Origin of the sequence: Frankia sp. R43, assembly GCF_001306465.1 — a bacterium.
Taxonomy (GTDB): Bacteria; Actinomycetota; Actinomycetes; order Frankiales; family Frankiaceae; genus Parafrankia; species Parafrankia irregularis.
In genome coordinates this window covers 1012894-1036224 of record NZ_LFCW01000002.1, presented here as the reverse complement: position 1 = coordinate 1036224, position 23331 = coordinate 1012894, and the positions used below count along the sequence as shown (strand labels likewise).

Here is a 23331-nt window from a genome sequence, read left to right as displayed (position 1 = left end):
TATAACGGTGGCGGCACGGCATCCTCCGGCTACACGTAGGAGACAGGAACAGATGAGTCTGCTCGATGGCGATCGGATCCGAGCTCTGACCGGTCCGGAGCGGGGCACGCTCGGCGAGGTCCTGCGGAGGGCATTTCCGGCCCGTGCAGACTGGGAACGACTGTTGCTGTTCCGACTTGATCGATACCTGGCCGACTACGCACCCCAGGCCTCCGACCTGCGGGATATCTCGCTCCGAGTGGTCGAAGCGGCGGCCGTTGACGACTGGCTGGTCGACCTCGTGGAAGCCGCCCTCGCCACCAGTGGGAACCGACAGCTGCGGGAGTGGGCACGGCCCTATCTGACGGCTGGTCCGAAGCCGGCCGGTGGACCGGAGGACCGGCCCGAGGCCGCGCTCGCCGCCGCGACGATGACTGGGAGTAGAACGGCCACTGCGGCACCGTCGGTCTCGGGCGATGACCCGCCGGTCGTGTTCGTCAGCTACGGCCACGGGGCGGACGACGACGATCAGTTCGGGTTGTTCGTCGACGATCTGCGGGCCGCGATTGTTCGCGCCACCGGCGTAGGTCCGGCCCGGGCTCTCTACGTCGACACCAGCCTGAGCGTGGGCGTCGAATGGTCACCGGAGCTCGTCGAGGCCCTCTCCCGCTGCCGGGTCCTCATGCCCTTCTACAGCGTGAGCCTGATGAGCAGCCGTGGCTGCGGCCGTGAGTGGGCCTACTTCACCCAACGCCAGGACGAGTTCGAACGGGCGACCGGCAGGCCGGCGGGCTCGATCGTCCCGGTGCTCTGGGACAACCCCGCGAACTACGCCGACCGGCTCGCGAAGCCGCCCTTCCCCGCCGTCCAGTTCGCTCCGAACGGCGCCGAGTTCCGGCGTTACCGGGAGCGGGGGCTGCGCCACCTGTACAGCCGCCGGGACACCTTCGGAACGGAGGTCCGAACCGTCCGCGACTATCTCGCGGACCTCGTCGCGGATCTCACCCGCCGCCCGCCGCTGCCACCGGGCCCTCTCGCTGTCGCCTTCGACGCGATCGCCCCTGCCTTCGGCGGCGCCTGACCGCGGACCTACACGAGGTCGACGCATCACTCGATCACGGCCGATCGGCAGCCGCCGGTACGGCAGACTCCGTCGACGCAACGGTGCCACACCGGGTTCCGGCCTACAGCGATGACTCAAGTCATTGACTCAAGTCATCGAGCTCGCTAGCTTTCCGGATGTGGCGGCGGGCGCGAAGGCTGGAGGCCGGGAGGCGCAGCGACGCGCGACCCACGAGCGGCTTTTCGCCGCATCGGTGGCGGAGTTCGAACGGGCCGGCTCAGCGGCGGCCGACGTGGGCGCGATCGTCCGGGCAGCCGGCGTGGCCCACGGCACGTTCTTCTCGCATTTCCCGACGAAGGAACACGTCGTCGCCGAGCTGGGCCAGCGCGAGGAGGTCCGGATGGCCGCCGAGCTCGATGACTTCCTGGCGGCGCCCCGGGGCCTGACGGAGCTGTTCGCGGTGGTCACCGGGATGGCGGTGTCGCTGGAGGAGCGCATCGGCACGCTTCTTTTCAGAGACCTGCTCGCGCTCTATTTCTCGCCGTCACGCCCCGAGCTTCGGCTGTGGCCTGAGCACCCGGTCGTCGCCCGCGTCATCGGCGAGGTCGGGTCTGCCCGGGATCGCGGCGAGATCGATGCGGCGGCCGACCCCTCGAACAGCGCGACGGTTTTCCTTCTCGGGCTCTACGCACTGCTGCTCACACAGGAGAACAACGCGGCACGGGCGGACGCGCTCGACCAGTTCGCCACCACCGTGCTGCGCGGTCTGGAACCCCGGTAGGTCCCCGCCAGCGGAGGTGGACGGTGCACGAGGCATCGAAGGAAACGACAGACAGGTACGAGTCACTCGACTTCCTGACCGACGGAACAATCATCCGGGATCCGTACCCGTACTACCAGTTCCTGCACGAGCGGCGTGGACCGGTCTGGATCGAGCCCGTCCACGGCATGGCGATGGTCACCGGGTATGAGGAGGCCCTCACCGTCTACCGAGATCACGAGACGTTCTCCTCGTGCAACGCGCCCTCCGGGCCGTTCTCGGGATTCCCCGCCAGCACCGAGGTCGACGACGTCAGTGCCCTGGTCGAGCAACACCGCGCGGACATGCCGTTGCACGGGTACATGGCCACCTGGGACCCGCCGCAGCACACCGCGTACCGTTCCCTGCTCACCGGGCTGTTCACACCACGGCGGCTCGCGGCGACCGAGGCCTTCATGGGGCGGCTCGCCGAGCGCCAGATCGACGAGTTCCTCGAACGCGGAGCCTGCGAGCTCATCTACCAGTTCGCGGTGCCGTACACCATGCTGGTGATCGCCACGCTCCTCGGCGTGCCGCAGGAGGACCTGCCGCGTTTCCGGGCCTGGTTCGACGCACAGCAGGCCCGCAACACCGCCGGTGAGGGAAGGGTCCAGGTCGAGGACCTGAACGTCCTGTCATCCTTCGAGGACGCCTTCACCAGCTACCTGGAGGACCGTCGGCGCCGGCCGCGGGGGGACGTTCTCACTCATCTGGCGCAGGTCACCTTCCCCGACGGTTCGACACCGACGACCACCGTGCTGGCGAACGAGGCCGCCTTCCTGTTCGCCGCCGGGCAGGAGACCACCGCGCGAACCCTGGCCTTCGCCGTGCAGTACCTGGCCGAGTATCCCCGGACGCAGGAGTTCCTCCGCGAGCACCGGGACCGCGTCCCGGGCTTCATCGAGGAGATCCTCCGGCTGGAAAGCCCGGTCCAGGATCATTTCCGGCTGGCGCGGAAGGCCACCACACTCGGCGGTGTGTCGATACCTGCCGGAACCACCGTGATGGTGATGATCGGCGCCGTCAACCGCGATCCGCGCCGCTTCGACGCGCCGGACGAGTTCAGCCTCGACCGCCGCAACAGCTACGAACACGTCACCTTCGCACGGGGCGTCCACACCTGCCTCGGCCAGCCGCTCGCCCGCGCGGAGGCCCGCATCGGTCTGGAACACATCCTCGACCGGATGGCCGGCATCAGAATCTCCACCGCGGAGCACGGCCCGGCCGGCGCCCGCCGGTACGACTACGACCCGACCAGCCTTTTCCGCGGCCTGAAGGCGCTGCATGTCGAGTTCACCGCGGCCGACCGCCGTGCCGGGGCCGCACGGCCCTGACGGGTGCTACCGGGCCTGCCAGGTGCTACCGGGCTCGCCAGGCCCGCGCGATCCGCGTGTAGAGGTCGTGGTGGTCGGCTGGCCAGGTGAGCCCCGCCTCCAGGGTGTTGAGGGCCACGTGGGTGGCGCCCAGCTCGATCCAGCGGTCGATCCTGGTCGTCACGTCGTTCAGGCTGCCGGGCGTCAGCCGTACCTGCCCCTGCAGGCCGAGGGTTGCCGGGTCTCGGCCGGCCCGTTCCGCCGCCGCGCGCACGGCCGTCCACGCCGCGGCGAGCCGGCTGCCGCCGCCGAGCGCGGGATGGGGTATCCAGCCGTCTGCGACCCGGCCCACCCGTTCGAGTGCGGTGGGTGCGTCACCGCATCCGATCCAGATCGGAATCGGTCGCTGGACCGGCAGGGGCTCGACGCCGGCGCGGTCGATGATGTCGAACCGGCCCCGGTGATCCACCACGGGCTGGGTCCACAGCTGGCGCAGCAGACCGATCTGCTCCTCCAGACGGGCGGCGCGCGAGCGGAACGACACGCCGAGGCCTTCGTACTCCACCTCGTTCCACCCGATGCCGACACCGAGACGCAGCCGGCCGTCGAGAAGCAGGTCGACGGTCGCCGCCTGCTTGGCCACGAGCGCCGTCTGCCGCTGCGGCAGGACGAGGACCCCGGTGACGAGCTCGAGGGAGCTGGTGGCGCCGAGATACGCGAACAGGGTCAGCGGCTCGAGGAACGGCGTCCGGTGGTCGTAGTGGCCGGTCCAGCCCGGGCGGCTCTGCGAGTCCGCGCCGAGCACGTGGTCGTAGGCGATCAGATGATCGAATCCGAGCTCCTCGACGTGCTCGACGAAACGTCGTACCGCACGCGGGTCGCTCGGACGGATCTCCGCCTGCGGGAGCACCACTCCCAGCCGGACAGGCCCGTGGCCCGGCCGAACCGACCCATGCGTCATGTCCGCGGGCCTTCCGTCGCGCCGGACGTCGACAGCCAGGTCGGGCGGAAGCGCCGCCGCCGTATCTCCCAGCGATCGCGCCTCCGAATGAACTCGTCGTCGTACCGGCCGAAGACGGAGGTGGCTGAACCGCGCGCCGCTTCCACCAGGACCGCGTGCAGGTAGCACGACGCCTCGGCGACGGCGGCCGATGCCTGGAACACCACCTGGTGGGTGGAGATCTGATGCAGTGTCGGGCCGAGAGGGTCGTGGAAGTCGGCGGCCCAGGCCATGAACTCGTCCAGGGTTCCCACCTGGAGCCGCATGCCGAAGCTGATCGTGGCGTCGGGCGCGAAGCAGGCACGCAGCGCCACCCAGTCCCGGCGGTCGATGGCGATCGCATAGGAGTTCTGCACCGCCATGATCGCAGCGGCGTCGTCGGCGTCGGTCACGCTGCCTCCCACCTGGATCTCCTGTCAGCATCGCAGGTCGACATCGTTCTCGATATCGAGATCGACGTCAACATCCACGGTCGAACCAGCCGACGACCGCCACCAGCCACCAGCCACACCGACACCTCCGACCAGGGAGGGGATTACCTGGGCCCACAACCTGAAACGGCCAAAACGGTCGCCGAGTTCTCGGTTCGCGATGTACAGAGCGAGTATCCGTCCGGCGGATTCGGCAAATGCCGGCCAGCGGCCGGACGGCGCGTCTAAGATCCGCTCGTCCAGGCGCATTCACCGCACGGCCCGCCCGGCTGAACCGGGCGTCTTCGTGCTGTGGAGCAAACGGTAGCCAAGCGCCCGGGAAGGCCGCGCGCGCCGGGCGGCCTGGATGTCGTCCACCTGGAGGAATCGCGCCGATGCCGCTGAATCGTGACGACTGGTACGACACCTCTCGCGACCTGGAGTGGACCCTGTCCTATGTCGACCCCGAGCTGGCGTTCCCGGCCCGGTGGTCAGGCACCCAGGGCATTCCGGCCGAGGCCTGGCAGGCGTGGGACGAGCCGTTCCGGGTCTCCTACCGCGACTACGTCCGGATCCAGCGCGAGAAGGAGGCCGGCGTCAAGGCGGTCAGCAATGCGCTGCTGCGGTCCGCCACCTACGAGAAGCTCGACCCGGCCCACGTCGCCGCCTCCCAGCTGCATATGGGCACGACCTGCATGGTCGAGCACATGGCGGTCACCATGCAGAGCCGGTTCTGCCGGTTCGCACCCACGCCCCGGTGGCGCAACCTCGGCGTCTTCGGCATGCTCGACGAAACCCGGCACACCCAGCTGGACATGCGCTTCGCGCACAACCTGCTCCGGCACGACCAGCGGTTCGACTGGACCCAGAAGGCGTTCCACACCAACGAGTGGGGCGTGCTGGCCGTGAAGAACTTCTTCGACGACGTGATGCTCAACGCGGACTGCGTCGAGGCCGCACTCGCGACCAGCCTCACCGTCGAACACGGATTCACCAACATCCAGTTCGTCGCCCTGGCCGCCGACGCGATGGCGGCCGGCGACATCAACTGGTCGAACCTGCTGTCCTCGATCCAGACCGACGAGGCCCGGCACGCACAGCAGGGCTTCCCGACGCTGGCCGTGCTCATGGAGCACGACCCCGAGCGGGCCCAGAAGGCACTCGACGTCGCCTTCTGGCGGTCGACCCGGCTGTTCCAGACCCTGACCGGCCCCGCGATGGACTACTACACGCCGCTCGACCAGCGCAAGATGTCGTTCAAGGAGTTCATGCTCGAGTGGATCGTGAACCACCACGAGCGGGTTCTGGAGGACTACGGGCTGAAGAAGCCGTGGTACTGGGACGATTTCCTGCACTCGCTGGAGAACGGCCACCATGCCATGCACATCGGGACCTGGTTCTGGCGCCCGACGCTGTTCTGGCGGCCCAATGCCGGGGTCTCCAAGGACGAGCGGGCCTGGCTGAACGAGAAATATCCCACCTGGGAGGAGAACTGGGGCGTCCTGTGGGACGAGATCATCAGGAATGTCAACGACGGCTCGATGGAACAGACCCTTCCCGAGACCCTGCCGTCACTGTGCAACCTGACCCAGCTGCCGCTCGGCTCCGCCGCGTCCCGGCATGACCTGGCCCCGCACCAGCTGGTCCACCGGGGCCGTCTTTACCATTTCGACCATGCGGTCTCGAAATGGTGCTTCGAGCAGGATCCGGAACGTTACGCCGGCCATCAGAACATCGTCGACCGGTTCATCGACGGCCAGATCCTGCCACCCGACCTCACCGGTGGCCTGGCGTACATGGGCATCACCCCCGAGGTGATGGGCGAGGACGTCTACAACTACGCCTGGGCGAAGGACTACGCCGGCACCGAATCCGACTGACCGGGATCCCCCCGGAAAACCGACCAGGATGGTCGACCTCCAGGCCGACCATCCTGGCCGGCCTCCAGGCCGAACGCCAGAAATCCGAAGGGATGTCCGCATGGCAGCGTTTCCGATCACCGGCCGGTTCGTCGGCGACTTCGTCCCGCATCTCGTCGCCGTCGACACCGAGGACACCCTGGACGAGGTGGCCGCGAAGGTGGCGGTCCACAGCGTCGGGCGCCGCGTCGCCCGGCCCACCGCCGAGCCCGGGTACGAGGTTCTGTTCGACGGCCGGGTCCTCGACCCGGCCGCGACCTTCGGCCAGGTCATCGCCGAGCACCAGATCCTGCCGCTGCAGTGGTTCGACGTCCGGTTCCGGGAGCCGAAGCTCCCCACCGCCGAGCCGGGCGCCGTCCATGCCTGAGCCCGGCGACGGCTTCGTCGACCTGGTCGACGCCGACAGCCTCTGGGACGGCGAGATGGAGGCGTTCGACGTCGGCGCCGACGAGGTGCTCCTGCTCAGGGTCGACGGGGAGATCCACGCCTACGACGGTGCCTGCCCGCACCAGAGCATCTCCCTCGTCGACGGGGAGCTGGCCGGCGGCGTGCTGACCTGCAGCGCCCACGAGTGGCAGTTCGACGCGCGCACCGGCGAGAGCATCAACCCCCGGGGAAGCCGCCTGACCAGGCATGACGTGCGGATCGACGAGTCCGGTGTGATCCAGGTCCGGCTCTGCGCCCGCGCCCGTTCCGGCGCGCGGCCAGCCCCGACGGAACCCGCGCAGGCCCGCTAGCAGACCGCCGGCCGCATGCTCGCCCCGCCCCACAGCCCGCACCCGCCCCGTCCGACCGAAGGATTGGCACCCAGATGGCGATACTCGAGATGACGCCCGACGCCGAAGCCTCGCCGGACCTCGTCGGCCCGGTGATCCGGGCCGGCAACCTCGCCGAGGCGGTCATCGAGGCGGTCGCCCTCGACAATCCCGGCTCGGACGTCCTCGTCCTCGACCGCGACGACTACGTCCGGGTCCACACGCTCGGCACCTGCCGGCTGACCCAGGCGAGCCTGCAGGCATGCCTCGGCCAGCCCTGCCGGCTCGCCGAGCTCGAGATCGACATGCCGTCGTTCCGGGGAAGGCTGAAGACCCACGACGACGAGTACCTGTGGTTCTACAACCAGCGCGGCGCCGCCACCCCAGGAGATCAGCGATGACGAATCCCCAGGCCACGCCCCGATCGCGCCAGCGCGCGCTGAAGACCTGGAGCGCGTTCGGGAACCTCGGCCGGCGGCCGACCGAGTACGAGATCCTCACCCACGGCCTCAACCACACCACCGGGCGCCCCGTGCCGCTGGAGATGGGCCCGGACGTCCATGGCAACGTGTGGCTGCGCGAGCACCGGGACGCGACGAGGCTGCGCTGCGCCGACTGGGACGCCTTCCGCGACCCGGACGCGATGACCTACGGCAAGTACGTCGCGCAGCAGGACGATCAGGAGACCTACGTCGAAGGCCTGCTGGAGCAGTTCGAGCGGGAGGACCACGACGCGACGCTCGGCTCCGAGGCCGTCGCCCTGCTGCGGCGGGCCCTGGCGCCGAGCCGCTACCTGGCGCACGGCCAGCAGATGCTCTCCGCCTACCTGCAGCAGCTCGCGTCCAGCAGCTATGTCGCGAACTGCGCCGCGTTCCAGACCGCGGACCAGCTGCGTCGCGTGCAGCTCACCGCCTACCGCACGACCCAGCTGCGGTCGGCCCATCCGCGGGCCGGGTTCGCGACCGGGGAGCGCCAGGACTGGGAGGGCGCCGACGACTGGCAGCCGATCCGCCGTGCGGTCGAGCTCGCGCTTGTCGAGTTCGACTGGGACCGCGCCTTCGTCGTCACCAACCTTGTCGTGAAGCCGGTCGCCGACCTGCTGACGCTGAGCGAGCTCGGCAGGCAGTGCGCCGAGGCCGGTGCCCGGCTGGACGCGCTGATCCTGGAGAACCTGTGGATCGACGCCCAGCGCGGCTGGCGGTGGACCGCCGCGCTGACCAGGTTCCTGCTCGCCGACGAGGCCAACCGGGAGGTGCTGCAGGGCCACCTCGACGAGTTCGCCCCGCTCGGTGACGCCATGGCCGGCTCCGGGGGCCGGCTGCTCGCCACCGGCAGCGGACGTGACGCCGCCGAGATCGCCGCTGCCGTGCGCACCCGGTGGGGCGCCCTCCTGGCCGAGGCCGGCCTGGCCACCGCGGCCGGTCCTGGCGCCGGGAGGCTCTGACCGCGCTGTTACGGGACGGCGCGGTTACCGATACGCGGGATCCAACCGTGACCGACACCGGTCGCGGTTGCCCGGACACAGCCGTGCCTTCGGGCGGTGGAGCACCCCCGAAGGCACGGCCACTCCTCGGATCCGGATTCGGGTTCGGGTTCGGGTTCGGCGTGCAGGTCTGAGATCCGTTTCCAGGGACCATCGCACACCTCAAACGCCATAATTTGCGATCTCAAATTATCCAATATATGCGATAAGTGGGTCGACTCGCCGATCCCGGAACATCCTCCAACGAGGATACTTGTATAACACTCTGAACACATGCTAAAAATCTCCCGCACACGAATCTTCTATACATAAACGGACAAGTTGACCGAACGACCCGGGCGCGATCGGCTCGCGAACGAGCCTTTTCCTTCGCCGACTCGGATTCACGACACCGCCGACCGTGGGGCGTGAGACAGCCAGGGCTCAATGAGTGTCGGCGGCCACCGGATACCCGGTGACGCCCCCTTCCACTGGCCGCCGGACCCGGCCACCCATGCCGAACGCGCACGATCCGACAACCCGGCGCCACGTTCACCGTATATCGAGCGACGGCCGCGACGAATACCTGCCCGAGGAAACGGGAGCCTTCAGGAGCGGCCCGCGCTCCTCTCTTTGTCGACCCAGCCCGCAGGTGTCCGCGCGCAAACAGGACTCACAACACCGACGAGCGCGCGATGAACAGGTACCCCACGTTCCGTCCGCACGGCGGCGGAACGCAACAACTCTATGCACAGGAGAGCAAAATGCCCAGCACAGCAGCACCGTTACCCGAGACCACCGTTCCGGGTGACCCCACCGGCCTCAGCCGGCGCACGTTCATCGGCGCCGCGGCGACCGGTGTCGGCACCGCCGCCTTCGGCGGCCTGGTAGCCGGTGCGTCACCGGCCCGGGCCGTGACGACGACCGAGGTCAGCGCACGGGCGGTGGTCGTAGGCACCGGCTTCGGCGGCGGGGTGACCGCGCTACGCCTCGCCAAGGCCGGAGTACCCACCCTCGTCCTCGAACGCGGCCTACGGTGGCCGACCGGACCGAACTCGAACACCTTCGCCACCCTCGCGAACCTCGACAACCGATCAGCCTGGCTCTCCCCCACACCCCCACTACCGAGCATCGCGAGCCTCACCGGCGGCGCCAACCAGACCTGGCCCCTCTACACCGGGGTACTCGAGGTCATCAAAGGCAACAACATGGTCGTCAACTGCGGCGCCGCCGTCGGCGGCGGCTCACTCATGTACCACGGCATGACCCTGCAGCCAACCAAATCCGACTTCACCCGCTCCATGCCCATGGCCGCCGGCCTGTACGACGAACTCAACAGCACCTGGTACCCCACCGTCGCATCAATGCTCGGAGTCTCCACCGTCCCCGACGACATCCTCAACGCCGCACCCTACAAATCCTCCAGAATCTTCCTCGACGTCGCCCCCCGCAACCTCGGACTGAAAACCTTCAAAGTCCCACTGCCCGTCGACTGGAACTACGTACGCGGCGAGCTCAACGGCACCTACAACCCCGCCTACACCAACAGCGACATCGCCTTCGGCGTGAACAACGGCGGGAAACACTCCATCGACGTCACCTACCTCGCCGCCGCCGAGGCCACCGGCAAGGTAACCGTGCAACCACTGCACATCGTCCGCGACATCGCCCTCGCCGCCAACAACACATGGACCCTGACCGTCGACCGCATCGACACCGCCGGAACCGTCCAGGAACGCAAGATCATCACCGCGGGCGCGGTCTTCCTCAACGCCGGCTCCCCCGGCACGACCCGACTCCTCGTCAAAGCAAAGGCCAAGAACCTCATCCCCAACCTGCCGGACGCCATCGGCACCCAGTGGGGCAACAACGGCGACCGCATCTACGAATGGATCGGGATGTGGCAGGACCCCGGCGCCGTCCAGGGCGGCCCGGCCTGCGTCGGCGCCACCGACACGACCAGCCCGATCCCCCTGAAGATCATCCACGCCGGGGCGCCACCCCTGATCGCCGGAATCCAGCGCCTGATGACCGTCGTCGGCTTCGGCATCGTCCCCGCCGTCGGCACCTGGGCCTACGACGCCGCCAAGGACGACGCCGTCCTGACCTGGCCCATCGGCGCCGACACCGCACTGCAGACCCTGATCTCCGCACGCATGACCGGCCTCGCCCTCACCGGCGGCGGCGTCATGATCGACACCAACCTGACCGAGAACTCGACCTGGCACGCCCTCGGCGGCGTCCCCATGGGATCAGCCGTCGACCTGACCGGCCGCATCGTCGGCCACCGCGGCCTCTACGTCCTCGACGGCGCCCGCATCCCCGGCTCCACCGGCGCGTGCAACCCGTCCATGACCATCGCCGCCCTCGCCGAACACAGCATGTCCCGCATCGTCACCCAGGACGTCGGCACCATCTTCTGATTCAACGGAACACCGGCCGTCCGGGACGTCACGGCGCCTGCTATTCACCGCGCCAGATCGGCGGGCGCTTCTCCGTGAAGGCGATCGCGCCTTCACGTGCGTCGGCGGACCGGGCGGCCTGCTTCATGATCTTCCGCTGCCTCTGCCAGGCCTCGTCGGCGCCCCACTGCGCTGATCCGGCGACGACCTCCTTGCTGCCGATGACGGCCAGCGGCGCGTTGGCCGCGATCTCGGCAGCGAGGTCCAGCGCAGCCGCCAGCGCCTCACCCGGCTCGGTGAGGGTGCTGACCAGGCCGTACTCAAAGGCCTGCGGGGCGGGGAGCGTCGCGCCGGTGAGGGCGAGGCGCATCGCGGTGTGGTACGGGATGCGTCTGGACAGCCGCAGCAGACCGCCGGCTCCGGAGACCAGGCCGCGGCGCACCTCGGGCAGGCCGAAAACCGCATCGGACGCCGCCGTGATCAGATCGCAGGCGAGCGCGACCTCGAAGCCGCCGGCCAGGGCATAGCCCTCGACGGCCGCGATCACCGGCTTGCGCGGAGGCGCGCCGGTGATGCCGGCCAGTCCACCTTCGACCTCGGCGACCTCGCCGTCGGCGAATGCTCTGAGGTCCTGGCCGGAGGAGAAGGTGCCGCCCGCGCCGGTCAGCACGGCCACTCTCAGATCGGGGCGGGCGTCGAACTCCCGGAACGCGTCCGCCGCCGCCTGGCTGGACGCGCGGTTGAACGCGTTGCGCACCGCCGGCCGGTTCAGCGTTATGACCATGACGTCGCCGTCGACATCGACCAGCGCCTCGTCGGCCATCGGACCTCCTCAACAGGTTGTCTCGTCATCAGCTCATCCGTCATCAGACCGGCCCATCGGCCCATCGGCCCATCGGCCGAGCCAACCACGCTGGAATGGTGACATGGCAGTGCACGCGGGCGGGCGGGCGGGGAACAACAGCTGGGCCCGTGGTCGTTCGCCCGCGGCGAATCCGCGACCGGCGAAAGTCGTTCCGGTCCGTCAGGACTTCCGGGAGGCTGGCGACAGCCGTCCCACTGGAGGAAACAATGAGCTCCTCGCTCTACGACGACGTCGGCGGGCTCGAAGGTCTTCGGCGACTTTCCGAGGCGTTCTACGACCGGGTGCTCGCGGACGAGGTGCTCGCACCCGTGTTCGCGCACTTCACACCCACCCACCTCGACCATGTCGCCATCTGGCTGGGAGAGGTCTTCGGGGGCCCGGCGGACTTCTCGGCCCGCCTCGGCGGGCATCAGGCCCTGCTGCGCAGCCATCTCGGCCTCGGCATCCGCGACGAGCACCGCCAACGCTGGCTGGACCTGATGGCTGACGCGATAAGCGAGGTGCTACCCGCCCGGCCGGAGCTGGCCACGACGCTCATGGAGTACTTCGAGTGGGGCACCGCCATCGCCCAGGAGGTTTCCCAGGATCCCGTCGGAACCGACCTGGGCGATCCCGGCGCCACCCCCCGCTGGGGGTACCAGGGGCTCGTCCACTGACCCGACGCAGGTCCGGTCTCAGCTGGTGACGCGCTCGCCGCTGCCGCCGTCGATCGTCATGGCCAGCAGGACGAGAGCGTCCTGGTCCCGGCTGCCGGGCGCGGCCTGGTAGACGACGAAACGCTGACCGTCCGGGCCGGGCCCGAGGATCTCCGAGCGGAGGCTGAACTCGCCGACAGCCGGATGCCGGAACCGGATCTCGGAACCCGTCTTGACCCGCACGTCATAGGTCCGCCACAGCTCGGCGAACTCCGCGCTGCTGGCGGACAGCTCCTCCACCAGCGCAGTAAGGTCCGCCGGCTCCGAGCTTGCGGCGCTGACCGCACGCAGGTGCGCGACGGTGTTGCGGGCGATCCGCTCCCAGTCGACGAAGACTGTCCTGGATGCCGGGTCCAGAAAGACGTAACGGATGAGGTTGCGCCGGCCTACCGGCCATCGGTCGATCCCGACGAGCAGGGCCAGGCCCTCCGGGTTCGCGGCCAGGATATCGTTGAGCTGGCTGAGGACGAACGCCGGGTTCGTCCGCACCGACTCCAGCAGCTGCGCCAGACCGGGCCGGACGACTCTGCTGGGCGTCACCGGATGCCGGGGTGCCCGGCGGGCCGCGTGATCGGCCAGGGTGAACAGGTATGCCCGCTCGTGGTCGTCGAGCCGCAGCACCCGAGCGAGCGCGTCGAGCACCGCATCGCTCGGCGCGGTCTCGCGGCCCTGCTCGATCCGGGTGTAGTAGTCGACGCTCACCCCTGCCAGCGCCGCCAGCTCCTCCCGCCGCAGGCCGCGCGTGCGCCGAGGGCCCGGCCCGCCAGGAAGCCCGACGTCCGCCGGCTGCACCCGGGCCCGCCGATCCCGCAGGAAGGCTCCCATCCCGTGGTCATCGGCCATCTACCGATTGTGTCAGCCCATGTCCCGTCGGCCGGGCCCGCTGCCTGGCCCTGCCACACCCTGGTTCGGCACCACCCGGTACAGCACGGTCTCGTCGGGCCGGCTGCCTGCCGCCAGTCTGGGCGTCATGACGACTCCAGCCCCGACTCCGACGTCATCCGCCGGCACAGCCACCTCGGCCGGCACAGCCACCTCGGCCGGCATGGTGCCGTCCGACCAGCCCCTGCCCGCGGCCTGCGGACGGGTGCTGATCGTCGGGGGTAGCTCCGGCATCGGGCTTGGGCTCGCCCAGACACTGGTGCGCGCAGGCACCGAGGTGACGGTGGTGTCACGTTCCGGCGACCGGCTGGCCGCCGCCGCCCGCTCGCTGGGCGCCCTCGACCGCTCGGGAACGCTCGTCCGCACCGCTGCGGCGGACATCTCCCGGGAGAGCGACGTCGAGCGGCTTTTCCAGGAAGCCGGGCCCATCCAACACGTCGTGACGACGGCCGCTGACGGGACGGGCGCCAGCGGGCCGATCGCCACGATCAGCGTCGAGGGCGCCCTGGGCTTTCTCGGTACCAAGGTGCTCGGCCCCTGGCTGGTCGCCAAGCACTGCGCGCGGCGGCTGCCGGCCGGCGGCTCCCTCACCTTCACCTCCGGCATCGCCGCCTACCGGCCGTCGGTCAGCGGCTCGGTCGTCGCCGCCGCGAACGGGGCACTGGAATCGCTCGCCTACGCACTCGCCCTCGAACTCGCGCCGATCCGCGTCAACGTGGTCTCCCCTGGCTGGGTCGACACCCCGGTCTGGGACACACTCGCCGGGGTCGACCGGTCATCCGCGCTCGCGGCGATGGCACACCGCCTCCCGGCCGGGCGAATCGGCACCCCGGCGGACCTCGCGCAGGCCTACCTCGCCGTTCTGCGCAACGAGTTCATGACCGGCGCCGTGCTGCACGTCGACGGCGGCCACCGCCTGGTCTGAAACGGGCGGGGACGACCAGCGACTTCGATTTGCCGACAGCAGTCAGACAGAAGCCGAAATCACCTGGGCACGAGAGCCTTCCGCAGTATTTCGCTGAACTCGGCGGGGTGCGTGGTCAGGCCGACGTGCCCGCCGGGGAAATGCCACGGCTCCGCGCCGAGCCGCTCGGCCAGGAATGCGGCCGCACGATACGGAAGCTCGCCGTACGAGTCCTGGCCGCAGGCGAGCACGAGGCGCTCGGAGAGCGGCTTCAGCCGGCGGATGTCCGGGGCATAGGACATGAAACTCGGCACGATTCGCCCGACGAAACAGGGCAGGTTGGCCATTGTCTGCTCGGCTCGCGCCACCGCCTGGGGTGGAACCTCGATCTCGGCTTTCGGTGCGGCGACGCCGTCCCTCGCCAGGCCGGCGGCGAACATAGCCATCGCCGGCATGAGCCCTTGGCTGTGGAACGCCGCCAGCACTCCGGCGATCAGCGCGCGGTGTTTGGCGGCATCCGGCAGGAGCTCCACGACCGGCGGCTCGTGCGCGACGACCCGCTGGATGCGCTCAGGATGAGTGACAAGCAGATCAAGGGCGGCGATGGCTCCCGAGCTGGCACCGAACACCTGAGCGGGTTCGCCGGGCGACAGCAGTTGCAGAAGGCGGAACGCGTCGTCAGCGTGTTCCGTGACCCGCTGGTCTGCTTCGGGGTCGTCCAGCGTGCTGCGGGACATCCCGCGTGGATCGTAGGTCGCGACGGTGAATTCGCCAGCCAGATCGTCTGCGATGGCATCGAAGGCGGCGGCACCGCCCGTCCCGCCGGGAATCAGCAGCAGGAGCGGGCCCTGGCCGCGTGTTTCGTAGTGCAGGGTCGCACCGTGCACACGCAGGCTTCCGATGGTCGGTTCGGTCATGAGGAGTGTCCTTCCGTCGCCGCCGGCCAGTGCTCCAGCAGGGCGTGCAGGGCATCGAGGGTGCGGACCCAGGACTGCTGGGGCGAACGCTCATGCGTGAACCCACCCGCGGCCTCCAGGGCGACGAACCCGTGGAACGTGCTGCGCAGCAGCCGGACCGCGTCGGTCAGGTCGGGTTCGGCCAGGCCGTAGCCGCGCAGCATGCGGTAGGTCAGCGCGACCGCACGCCGGGGGCCGGGCGCCTGCGCGGCGAGCTCGGGGGCGATCTGGATCGGGGTCTGCGTGGCCAGGTAGCGACCCGGATACCGGTGCGCGTACGCCCGCCAGGCGTTCGCGAACGCGACCAGCGCGTCCTTGCCTGCCCGCCCGGAGGTCGCCTCCGCGATCTGGATGGACTTCTCGTCCGCTGCCAGGAGCGCGATCCGCCCGTGCAGATCCTTCAGGCTGCGGACATGCGTGTAGAGGCTCGCGTCTCGTACCCCGAGACGCCGAGCGACCTGCGACATGGTCACCTGGCCGAGCCCGACCTCGTCCGCCAGTTCGGCGCCCGCGACCGTCACCCGCTCCACCGTGAGCCCGGCTCGCGCCATGCACCCTCCGCATTCCTAGGACACCTAGGAAAATCCTAGGATATCTAGGAAGAGGATGGGGCGCGGTCGCGGTTCTCGGTCGCGGTTCTCGGTCGCGGTTCTCGGTCGCGGTTCTCGGTCGCGGTTCTCGGTCGCGTCCCCGGCTGCACCTGCTGTCATGGCGCATGCCCACGCCGCCCCTGCCCGCCGCCACCTACTACGCGCGTCTACCCCGAGTGATCGCCGCCGCTGGAGCGATCTTCTGCGATGCCAACGACCGGGTCCTGCTGGTCCAACCCACCTACCGGGACGACACCTGGGAGATCCCCGGCGGGGGCATGGACGACGGTGAACACCCGCTGCAGACCGCCCAGCGCGAAATCCGGGAGGAGCTCGGCATCGACGTCCAGCCAGGCCGCCTCCTCGTCGCCGACTGGGTACCGCCGCAACCCGACGGCCGCCCCGCACTGGTCCACTTCGTCTTCGACGGGGGATTGTTCTCCCCGTCGCAGGAGCGCGGCCTGCGGCTCCAGGAGAGCGAGCTTCGTGCCTGGCGCCTGTGCACCGCCGCGGAATGCGACACCCTTCTCGTCCCGCGCCTGGCACGTCGCGTTCAGGCCGCCGTCCGGGCACGCCACCTCGGCCACACCGCCTACCTGCACGACGGCTGGGCCCCCGACCACACCACGGCGTGAATACAGCTGGGCCCGGCCGCCGGGATGGCGGCCGGGCCCAGTGGGCGCAGCGGATGCGGCGCGGTGCAGAACCGGGGTCAGCCAGTCAGCCCGGTCAGCCGGTCAGCCCGCGGCGGTCGCGTGGCGCTGCCTGTAGAGCTCCGCCCACTCCTTGCGCGGGCGAACGGCGGTGTCGACGTCGGTGGCCTTGGCCCGCAGGGCACCGACCGTGACCTGCTCCCGCGGCAGGCCGCGGAACGGGTCCCAGTCGAAGAACCGGCAGGAGTTCTGCCAGGTGATCTTGTCGATGTCCTCGTCGGAGGCGCCGGCGCCGACCATCTCGGCCATGACCTGCTCGGGGGCGTCCGGCCAGATCGAGTCGGAGTGCGGGTAGTCGCACTCCCAGGCGATGATGTCGATGCCGATGTCGTGGCGCACCTTGAGGGCCACCGGGTCGGTCACGTAGCAGGCCAGCGAGTGATCGCGGAACACCTCGCTGGGCAGCTTGCCGCCGAAGTCGCGGCGCAGCCACTTCTGGTTGGAGTAGTGGCGGTCGCAGCGGCTCAGGTAGAACGGGATCCAGCCGATCCCGGCCTCCGACCAGGCGATCTTCAGCGCCGGGTAGTCCCGCATCGCGGGGCCCCACAGCAGGTCCTGGGCGGCGAGGGTGGAGACCTGCGTCGCCAGGATGATGAAGTTGTCGATCGGGGCGTCGGAGGGCTGCTTGAGCGCGCCGAAGCCCTGCCCGATGTGCAGGCACATGACCGTGCCGGTCTCGGCCAGGGCCGCGAACACCGGGCCCCAGTGGTCGAGGTTGTGGTAGCTCGGCAGGCCCTCGATGTGCGGCAGCTCGGGCATCGAGACGGCCGGGCAGCCCTTCGCCGAGATCCGCCGGATCTCGGCGACCATCAGCTGGGTGTCCCAGGTGGGCAGCAGCGCGAGCGGGATGAACCGGCCCGGGTAGGCCGCCGCCCATTCGTCGATGTGCCAGTCGTTGTACGCCTGGATCATCACGTAGGCGAGCTCGTTGCGGCCGCGGCCGAGGTTGCCGGCGCTGAACCCGGGGAAGGTCGGGAAGCACATCGACCCGAAGATCCCGTTGCGGTCCATGTCGCGGACCCGCTCGTGGATGTCGTACGCGCCCGGGCGCATCTCCGGGTAGCCGGCGGGGTCGAGGCCCCACTCCTCCGCCGGCCAGGAGACGACCGCGTTGAGCGACAGCGTGCCGGTGCGGTTGCCGTTGAACTCCCAGGACTGGAAGCCCTCGTCGGTCGTCACGACCTTGGGAGCCTGCTCGGCCCACTTCGCCGGCACGTGCCGGGTGAACATGTCGGGTGGCTCGACGACGTGGTCGTCGATGCTGACCAACACCATGTCCTCGGTCTTCATCAGGACGCTCCCCTCAGGCCCGCCGCTCCCGGTGCCCCCGACGCCGCGTCCCGCAGCAGCTGGCGGGCGATGACGAGCTGCTGGATCTGGCTGGTTCCCTCGTAGATGCGGAACAACCGCGCGTCCCGGTAGAACCGTTCTACCGGAACTCCGCGCATGTAGCCCGCGCCGCCGTGGATCTGCACCGCGCGGTCGGCGATGCGCCCGACCGCCTCCGAGGCGAAGTACTTCGCGCAGGACGGGCCGATCCGGGTGTCGCTGCCGTCGTCGAACGCGGCGGCGGTCTGCGTCACCAGGGCCCGGGCGGCGTACAGGTCGGTCGCCGAGTCGGCGAGCAGCCCCTGGATGAGCTGGTAGGTGCCGATGACGTGCCCGCCCTGCGACCGGCTGGCCGCGTAGGCGACGGATTCGTCGACGAGGCGCTGCGCCATGCCGACGCACAGCGCGGCGATGTGGATCCGCCCGTGCGCGAGGCAGCGCAGCGCGGTGCGGTAGCCGCGCCCCTCGTCGGCGGCGCCGCCGACGAGGGTCTCCGGCCCGACCCGCACGTCGTCGAAGTGGACGTCGGCCGTCAGCGACCCGGCCTGCCCCATCTTCGCGTCCTTCGGCGCCACGCTCACCCCGGCGGTGTGGCGCTCGACCATGAAGACGCTGATGCCGTCGCCGCCGGTCGCCGTGCTGTCGGTGCGGGCGAAGACCATGAGGACGTCGGCGCTCGGCGCGTTGGTGATGTACCGCTTGGCGCCGTTGATGACCCAGCCGTCGTCCTTGCGGACGGCGGTGGTGGTCAGCCCCGCCGGGTCGGAGCCGGCGCCCTCCTCGGTGAGCGCGAAGGACGCCGTCCACTCACCGGAGGCGATCTTCGGCAGGTAGGTCTGCTTCTGCTCCTCGGTGGCGCCTTCCAGCAGGACGTGCCCGGCGATGCCGTTGTTCGTCCCGAACATCGACCGGAACGACGGCGTCGTGTACCCGAGCTCGGCGACGAGGCGGACCTCCTCGCTCATCGACAGGCCCAGGCCCCCGTACTCCGCCGGGATGGCGAAGCCGAACAGGCCCATCCGCGCCGCCTCGGCCCGCAGCGCGGCCGGGATGGCGTCGGTCTCCTCGATCTCGGCCTCGGCGGGCACCACCCGCTCCCGCACGAACGCGCGGACGGCGGCGAGCACCTCGGCGAGGTCGCTCTCCCCCAGGCCCGACCCGGAACTCGTCATACCGGGATCAGCCGGGACAGGTTGCCACCGAGGATGAGGGCCTTCTCCTCCTCGGTGAGGTCGGTCAGCTCGCTGAAGAAGCCGGCCGGGTCGGCCAGGCCCTCCGGGTGCGGGTAGTCGGAGCCGAACAGGACGCGCTCCACGCCGAGCAGGCCGGCGAGCTCGGCCATGTTCTCCTCCCAGAACGGGCTGACGTGGATGTTGCGCCGCAGCACCGACACCGGCTCCTCGGGGAACAGGTGCGGGTGCTTCTTGTAGGCGTTCTTCAGCGACTTGATCAGCGGGGCGACCCAGTCCGCGCCGTTCTCGACGATGGCCACCTTCAGCCCCGGGAACCGGGACAGCGCACCGTGGCAGATCAGCGCGGAGACGGTGTCCTCGATCGGGCGCCACTGGCTGATCATCCGGAAGGCGTCCGGCTGGAAGGGCAGGTACTCGCGGTTGGCGCCCTCCCAGTCCTGGGTGTAGCGGTTGTAGCCGCTGTCGGACGAGTGGAACGCGACCAGCACGCCGGACTCCTCGACCCGCTTCCAGAACGGGTCGAACTCGGGCAGCCCGGGGGAGCGGGAGCCGCCGGGGCCGGGCACCGGCGCGGGCCGGATGAGGATCGCGCGCGCGCCGCGCTCCAGCACCCACTCGAGCTCCTCGATCGCCTTCTCGACGATCGGCAGGGTGATGACCGGAGTGGAGAAGATCCGGTTCTCGTAGTTGAACTGCCAGGTCTCGTACATCCACTCGTTGAGCGCGTGGATGACGACGTGGGTCAGCTCGACGTCGTCTCGCATGCGCTCCTCGAGCAGGCTCGCCAGGGTCGGGAACATCAGCGAGCGCTCGATGCCCTGCTCGTCGAGCAGGGCCAGGCGCGACACCGGCTCCCGGAAGGCCGGGATGGACCGCATCGGCTTGCCGATGATCTCCCGGTACGACTTGCCCTCCGGGTTGCCGTTGCGGAAGTAGTCCTCCTGCGCCCCCGGCCGCGCGACGACCTCGAACGTGGGGTTGGGGATGTAGTCGCTGATCTGCCCCTTGACGGCGATCTTGGTCCGGCCGTCGACCTGCACGTAGCGGATCGCCGACCGGTACCGCTCGGGCAGGAACTTGGTGAACGCCTCTTCGGTCTCGTACATGTGGTTGTCCGCATCGAAAATCGGATACGGGGACACACTCGACGGCATGGAGATCCTTCCCTGGCTGGTCCGCCGGCTCACCGGCCGGCTGATCTGCTGATCTGCCGGCCCGAGGCGGTGGTTCGTCGCGGTTGTGGTCACGGTGGCGGTAGCAGCGCGTACACACCGTCACACAACGGGTCGCGGCCGATACCAGTAAGCTATATGCAATGTTGACGTCAATATAGGAAACTGCCAACCTCGAAGCAACGTCGACATTCGTGTGATCTCCAGGGAGTGACGTGAGCGAGCGCGAGGAACCGAGCAGTCCGCTGATCGTCGAGGCCCGCGGTGCGGTGCGCGTCGTGACGCTGAACCGCCCCGACGCCTACAACGCCGCCGACGAGAGCCTGCACCGCGCGCTCGCCGAGCTGTGGCCGGCGCTCGCCGCGGACCCGGACATCCGCGCCGTCGTCCTCACCGGCGCCGGTGGCGCCTTCTCCGCTGGGGGCGACCTCGGCCTGCTCGACCGCATGGTCCGCGACCCGCGGCTGCGGGCCGACGTGATGGCGGAGGCCGCCGACATCGTCCGCGGCATGACCTCCGTACGGGTTCCCATCGTCAGCGCCGTCAACGGCCCCGCGGTGGGGCTCGGCTGCAGCCTGGCGTCGATGAGCGACCTCGTCGTCGTCGAGGAGCAGGCGTACTTCGCCGACCCGCACGTCATGCTGGGCCTGGTCGCCGCCGACGGCGGTGCGCTGATGTGGCCGCAGCTCACCAGCCTGCTGCGCGCCAAGGAGTTCATCCTGCTCGGCGACCGGATCCCGGCGCAGGAGGCACTGGCACTGGGGCTGGCCAACCGGGTCGTGGCGAAGGGCACCGCCCTGTCGACCGCGCTGGAGCTCGCGGACCGCATCGCCGCGCTGCCGCCGCAGGCGGTCATCGCGAGCAAGGCGCTGCTCAACGACGGCATCAGGCGGGCCGTCGAGGGGCTGCTGACCACCGCGCTCGACAGCGAGACCGCGTCGTTCGACGAGCCCGCGTTCCAGCGCAACCTGGCCCGGATGCTGAGCCGGACCGGATCGGCCTGACATGGGGACGGCCGTGGGGAACAAGCCCGGACCCGACCAGCCGCGCGACCCGTCCGCCCAGCCGGCCCTCGGCGGGCCGGGGCCGGTGTCGCCAGGGCTGACATCGACGGAACTGGTGTCGCCGGGACTGGCAGCACCGGGACTGGCGGCACCGGGACTGGCGGCACCGAGGCGGGTGCCGCCGGAGCTGGCGGCACGCTACCGGGCAGATGGCCAGTGGGACAGCCGCGGCCTGGCCGACGGTGTCGAGGCGGCCGCCGCCCGCCGGCCGGGCGCGCCGGCGCTTGCGGACAACGAGCGAACGCTGACCAGTGCCCAGCTCGCCGCGGCCGTCGCCGCCGGGGTGGACCTGCTCGCCGAGCACGGCGTGCGGGCCGGTGACGGCGTCGTGCTCGTCAGCGGCAACACCCGCCACGGGGTGATCGCCTACCACGCGCTGCTGCGGGCCGGGGCCACCGTGGTCGTGCTCGACCGGCGCTGCGGGGCCGCGGAGGTGCGCCACGCGCTGGCCGTGCTGCCGTCCCGGCCCTTCGTCATCGTGCCCACCGGGGAACGGGACCGCCTCGGCGAGGCCCTGGCCACCGCCGACACCCTGGCCTTGGACCACTTCGACGGGCCGGCCACGGCCGGCGACCCGCCGGCCGTGCGGTGGGCCGAGCCGGACCGGGACCGGCCGGCGGTGATCCTGTTCAGCTCGGGCACCACCGGCCGGCCGAAGGGCGTGCTCCACTCGCTCAACACCCTCACCGCCGGTGCCGCGAACATGGCGCGCATCACCTCCGCCGACGAGAGCGCCGTCGTGTTCCTCGTCAGCCCGCTGACCAGCATCACCGGCCTGATGCAGCTGCATCTCGCGGCCGACCAGGGCGGAGCGCTCGTGCTGGAGGACCGGTTCGAGCCGGCGGCGACCCTGCGGCGGTTGAACGACGTCGGCGCGACGCTGCTCGGCGGTGCGCCGGTCATCGCCGAACGGCTGCTCGCCGCCGCGACCCGCACGACGACTCCGAGCGCCGACACCGCCAGCGACAATGGCAGCGGCTCCGGCACTGATGGCGGCTCCGGCACTGATGGCGGCTCCGGCACTGATGGCGACACCGAGGGTGACGCCGAGGCCGACTCCGGTAACCGCGTCGGTATCGGCCTGCGGACGCTCGCGCTGGGTGGCTCGATGCTGCCGCGCCCGCTGCTCGAGCTGGCGTCGCGCACGTTCGGCATCGAGATCGCCCGGGTCTACGGCTCCTCCGAGGCGCCGAACTTCTCCGGGAGCCTGCCCTCCGACGAACTGGAGCGCCGGCTGGCCGACGACGGCGCGCTCATGCCTGGCGGCGAGGTACGTGTCGGGTCCGCCGCGCACCCCCGGGAAGGCCTGCTGCGAGGGCCGAGCGTCTTCCTCGGCTACCTCGACCCGGCCGATGACGAGGCCGCCTTCGAGGGCGACTGGTACCGCAGCGGCGATCAGATCGACACCGACTCCGGCCGGCTCACCGTCGTCGGGCGGCTCAAGGAGGTCGTGAACCGCAACGGCCTGAAGATCGCGCTCAGCGAGATCGACGCCGCCGTGCAGGGCCTGGCGGGGGTCACCGAGTTCGCGTCCTTCGGACTTCCCGACGCCACGACCGGCGAGCGGCTCGCGGTCGCGGTCGTCGTGGCGGGCGATGCAACCGTCACGCTGGACGACGTGCTGACGCATCTGCGCGCCGGCGGTCTCGCCACCCGCAAGCTGCCCGAGCAACTGGTGCGCTGGGACGGGCCACTCCCCCGGACGGCCTCGGGAAAGATCGTGCGCTCCGCCCTCGCCCGCGACGCGGCGGCACACCCCGGCGATCTCGCGGAACGGCTGCACGACCACCCGCACTGAGCACAGCAGGACTGGTACAGCGGGCTGGGACAGCAGGGCTGACGCCGGTCGGGCCGTCCGGGCCCGCC

General features: G+C 70.2%; 24 protein-coding genes. 14 read left to right on the top strand and 10 right to left on the bottom strand.

From position 1 onward, the window contains the following. The first annotated feature begins 52 nt into the window (after window positions 1-52). From ACG83_RS12315 to ACG83_RS12305, 3 genes are all read left to right on the top strand, one after another. Window positions 53-1060, top strand: coding sequence for an effector-associated domain EAD1-containing protein (locus tag ACG83_RS12315; protein ID WP_054566242.1), 1008 nt, complete (start codon window positions 53-55; stop codon window positions 1058-1060). A 124-nt stretch (window positions 1061-1184) separates the two neighbouring features. After that, window positions 1185-1823, top strand: coding sequence for a TetR/AcrR family transcriptional regulator (locus tag ACG83_RS12310; RefSeq protein WP_235497842.1), 639 nt, complete (start codon window positions 1185-1187; stop codon window positions 1821-1823). 23 nt (window positions 1824-1846) lie between these two features. Further along, window positions 1847-3175, top strand: a complete 1329-nt coding sequence (locus tag ACG83_RS12305) for a cytochrome P450 (protein ID WP_054566240.1) — start codon at window positions 1847-1849, stop codon at window positions 3173-3175. A gap of 25 nt (window positions 3176-3200) precedes the next feature. On the opposite strand, the gene ACG83_RS12300 is transcribed toward ACG83_RS12305, so the two are convergent. Genes ACG83_RS12300 through ACG83_RS12290 form a run of 3 tightly spaced genes read right to left on the bottom strand, consistent with a single transcriptional unit; the run spans window position 3201 to window position 4834 of the window. Beyond that, entirely contained in the window at window positions 3201-4115 is a 915-nt protein-coding gene (locus ACG83_RS12300) for an LLM class F420-dependent oxidoreductase (protein WP_054566239.1), read from the bottom strand. After that, complete coding sequence (locus tag ACG83_RS12295) at window positions 4112-4558, bottom strand: nuclear transport factor 2 family protein (RefSeq protein ID WP_054566238.1); 447 nt, start codon at window positions 4556-4558, stop codon at window positions 4112-4114. Before ACG83_RS12295 ends, ACG83_RS12300 begins: the two co-directional genes overlap by 4 nt. A gap of 12 nt (window positions 4559-4570) precedes the next feature. After that, window positions 4571-4834 (bottom strand): hypothetical protein, encoded by a 264-nt coding sequence (locus tag ACG83_RS12290; RefSeq protein WP_054566237.1) that lies wholly within the window; start codon window positions 4832-4834, stop codon window positions 4571-4573. A gap of 125 nt (window positions 4835-4959) precedes the next feature. Here ACG83_RS12290 and isoA point away from each other — a divergent pair, with 125 nt between their 5' ends. The 6 genes from isoA (at window position 4960) to ACG83_RS12260 (ending at window position 11123) form a co-directional block, all read left to right on the top strand. Further along, a complete protein-coding gene (isoA, locus tag ACG83_RS12285) occupies window positions 4960-6444 on the top strand; it encodes an isoprene monooxygenase oxygenase subunit alpha (RefSeq protein WP_054566236.1) in 1485 nt (494 codons plus the stop codon). Window positions 6445-6544: 100 nt separating this feature from the next. Beyond that, entirely contained in the window at window positions 6545-6850 is a 306-nt protein-coding gene (locus ACG83_RS12280; protein WP_054566235.1) for a toluene-4-monooxygenase system B family protein, read from the top strand. Then, entirely contained in the window at window positions 6843-7220 is a 378-nt protein-coding gene (locus tag ACG83_RS12275; RefSeq protein ID WP_054566234.1) for a Rieske 2Fe-2S domain-containing protein, read from the top strand. The genes ACG83_RS12280 and ACG83_RS12275 overlap by 8 nt, the downstream gene beginning before the upstream one ends. 74 nt (window positions 7221-7294) lie before the next feature. Continuing rightward, window positions 7295-7639: an MmoB/DmpM family protein gene (locus tag ACG83_RS12270; protein WP_083473159.1), complete on the top strand. Its 345-nt coding sequence runs from the start codon at window positions 7295-7297 to the stop codon at window positions 7637-7639. Beyond that, the gene (locus tag ACG83_RS12265) at window positions 7636-8682 is read left to right on the top strand and encodes a toluene hydroxylase (protein WP_054566233.1); all 1047 of its coding nucleotides are present in this window, start codon (window positions 7636-7638) and stop codon (window positions 8680-8682) included. Before ACG83_RS12270 ends, ACG83_RS12265 begins: the two co-directional genes overlap by 4 nt. 782 nt (window positions 8683-9464) lie before the next feature. Beyond that, on the top strand, window positions 9465-11123 hold the full coding sequence (locus tag ACG83_RS12260; protein WP_054566232.1) for a GMC oxidoreductase: 1659 nt from the start codon (window positions 9465-9467) through the stop codon (window positions 11121-11123). Between the two features lie 40 nt (window positions 11124-11163). Here ACG83_RS12260 and ACG83_RS12255 read toward each other — a convergent pair whose 3' ends face one another. Beyond that, complete coding sequence (locus ACG83_RS12255) at window positions 11164-11925, bottom strand: crotonase/enoyl-CoA hydratase family protein (RefSeq protein WP_054566231.1); 762 nt, start codon at window positions 11923-11925, stop codon at window positions 11164-11166. A 248-nt stretch (window positions 11926-12173) separates the two neighbouring features. On the opposite strand from ACG83_RS12255, the gene ACG83_RS12250 reads away from it, so the two are divergent. After that, window positions 12174-12623, top strand: coding sequence for a group II truncated hemoglobin (locus tag ACG83_RS12250; RefSeq protein WP_054566230.1), 450 nt, complete (start codon window positions 12174-12176; stop codon window positions 12621-12623). An 18-nt stretch (window positions 12624-12641) separates the two neighbouring features. Here ACG83_RS12250 and ACG83_RS12245 read toward each other — a convergent pair whose 3' ends face one another. Then, window positions 12642-13505, bottom strand: coding sequence for a helix-turn-helix transcriptional regulator (locus ACG83_RS12245; protein WP_054566229.1), 864 nt, complete (start codon window positions 13503-13505; stop codon window positions 12642-12644). Window positions 13506-13707: 202 nt separating this feature from the next. On the opposite strand from ACG83_RS12245, the gene ACG83_RS12240 reads away from it, so the two are divergent. Beyond that, window positions 13708-14469, top strand: coding sequence for an SDR family oxidoreductase (locus ACG83_RS12240; protein WP_054566592.1), 762 nt, complete (start codon window positions 13708-13710; stop codon window positions 14467-14469). A gap of 59 nt (window positions 14470-14528) precedes the next feature. Here ACG83_RS12240 and ACG83_RS12235 read toward each other — a convergent pair whose 3' ends face one another. Together ACG83_RS12235 and ACG83_RS12230 are read right to left on the bottom strand one after the other, a co-directional pair. Further along, a complete protein-coding gene (locus ACG83_RS12235) occupies window positions 14529-15365 on the bottom strand; it encodes an alpha/beta fold hydrolase (RefSeq protein WP_054566228.1) in 837 nt (278 codons plus the stop codon). Further along, the gene (locus ACG83_RS12230; RefSeq protein ID WP_054566227.1) at window positions 15362-15955 is read right to left on the bottom strand and encodes a TetR/AcrR family transcriptional regulator; all 594 of its coding nucleotides are present in this window, start codon (window positions 15953-15955) and stop codon (window positions 15362-15364) included. Before ACG83_RS12230 ends, ACG83_RS12235 begins: the two co-directional genes overlap by 4 nt. Before the next feature lie 164 nt (window positions 15956-16119). Between ACG83_RS12230 and ACG83_RS12225 the strand changes: the two genes are divergently transcribed. Continuing rightward, window positions 16120-16629, top strand: coding sequence for an NUDIX hydrolase (locus ACG83_RS12225; protein WP_054566226.1), 510 nt, complete (start codon window positions 16120-16122; stop codon window positions 16627-16629). Between the two features lie 102 nt (window positions 16630-16731). On the opposite strand, the gene ACG83_RS12220 is transcribed toward ACG83_RS12225, so the two are convergent. The 3 genes from ACG83_RS12220 to ACG83_RS12210 are packed head-to-tail and all read right to left on the bottom strand — an operon-like array spanning window position 16732 to window position 20383. Further along, a complete protein-coding gene (locus tag ACG83_RS12220) occupies window positions 16732-17997 on the bottom strand; it encodes an amidohydrolase family protein (protein WP_054566225.1) in 1266 nt (421 codons plus the stop codon). Next, window positions 17997-19208, bottom strand: a complete 1212-nt coding sequence (locus ACG83_RS12215; protein ID WP_369812874.1) for an acyl-CoA dehydrogenase family protein — start codon at window positions 19206-19208, stop codon at window positions 17997-17999. Before ACG83_RS12215 ends, ACG83_RS12220 begins: the two co-directional genes overlap by 1 nt. After that, entirely contained in the window at window positions 19205-20383 is a 1179-nt protein-coding gene (locus ACG83_RS12210) for an amidohydrolase family protein (RefSeq protein WP_054566590.1), read from the bottom strand. Before ACG83_RS12210 ends, ACG83_RS12215 begins: the two co-directional genes overlap by 4 nt. 233 nt (window positions 20384-20616) lie before the next feature. Between ACG83_RS12210 and ACG83_RS12205 the strand changes: the two genes are divergently transcribed. Further along, a complete protein-coding gene (locus tag ACG83_RS12205) occupies window positions 20617-21405 on the top strand; it encodes an enoyl-CoA hydratase/isomerase family protein (RefSeq protein WP_006541931.1) in 789 nt (262 codons plus the stop codon). A gap of 1 nt (window position 21406) precedes the next feature. Continuing rightward, window positions 21407-23263: a class I adenylate-forming enzyme family protein gene (locus ACG83_RS12200; RefSeq protein ID WP_054566224.1), complete on the top strand. Its 1857-nt coding sequence runs from the start codon at window positions 21407-21409 to the stop codon at window positions 23261-23263. Window positions 23264-23331 lie beyond the last annotated feature (68 nt).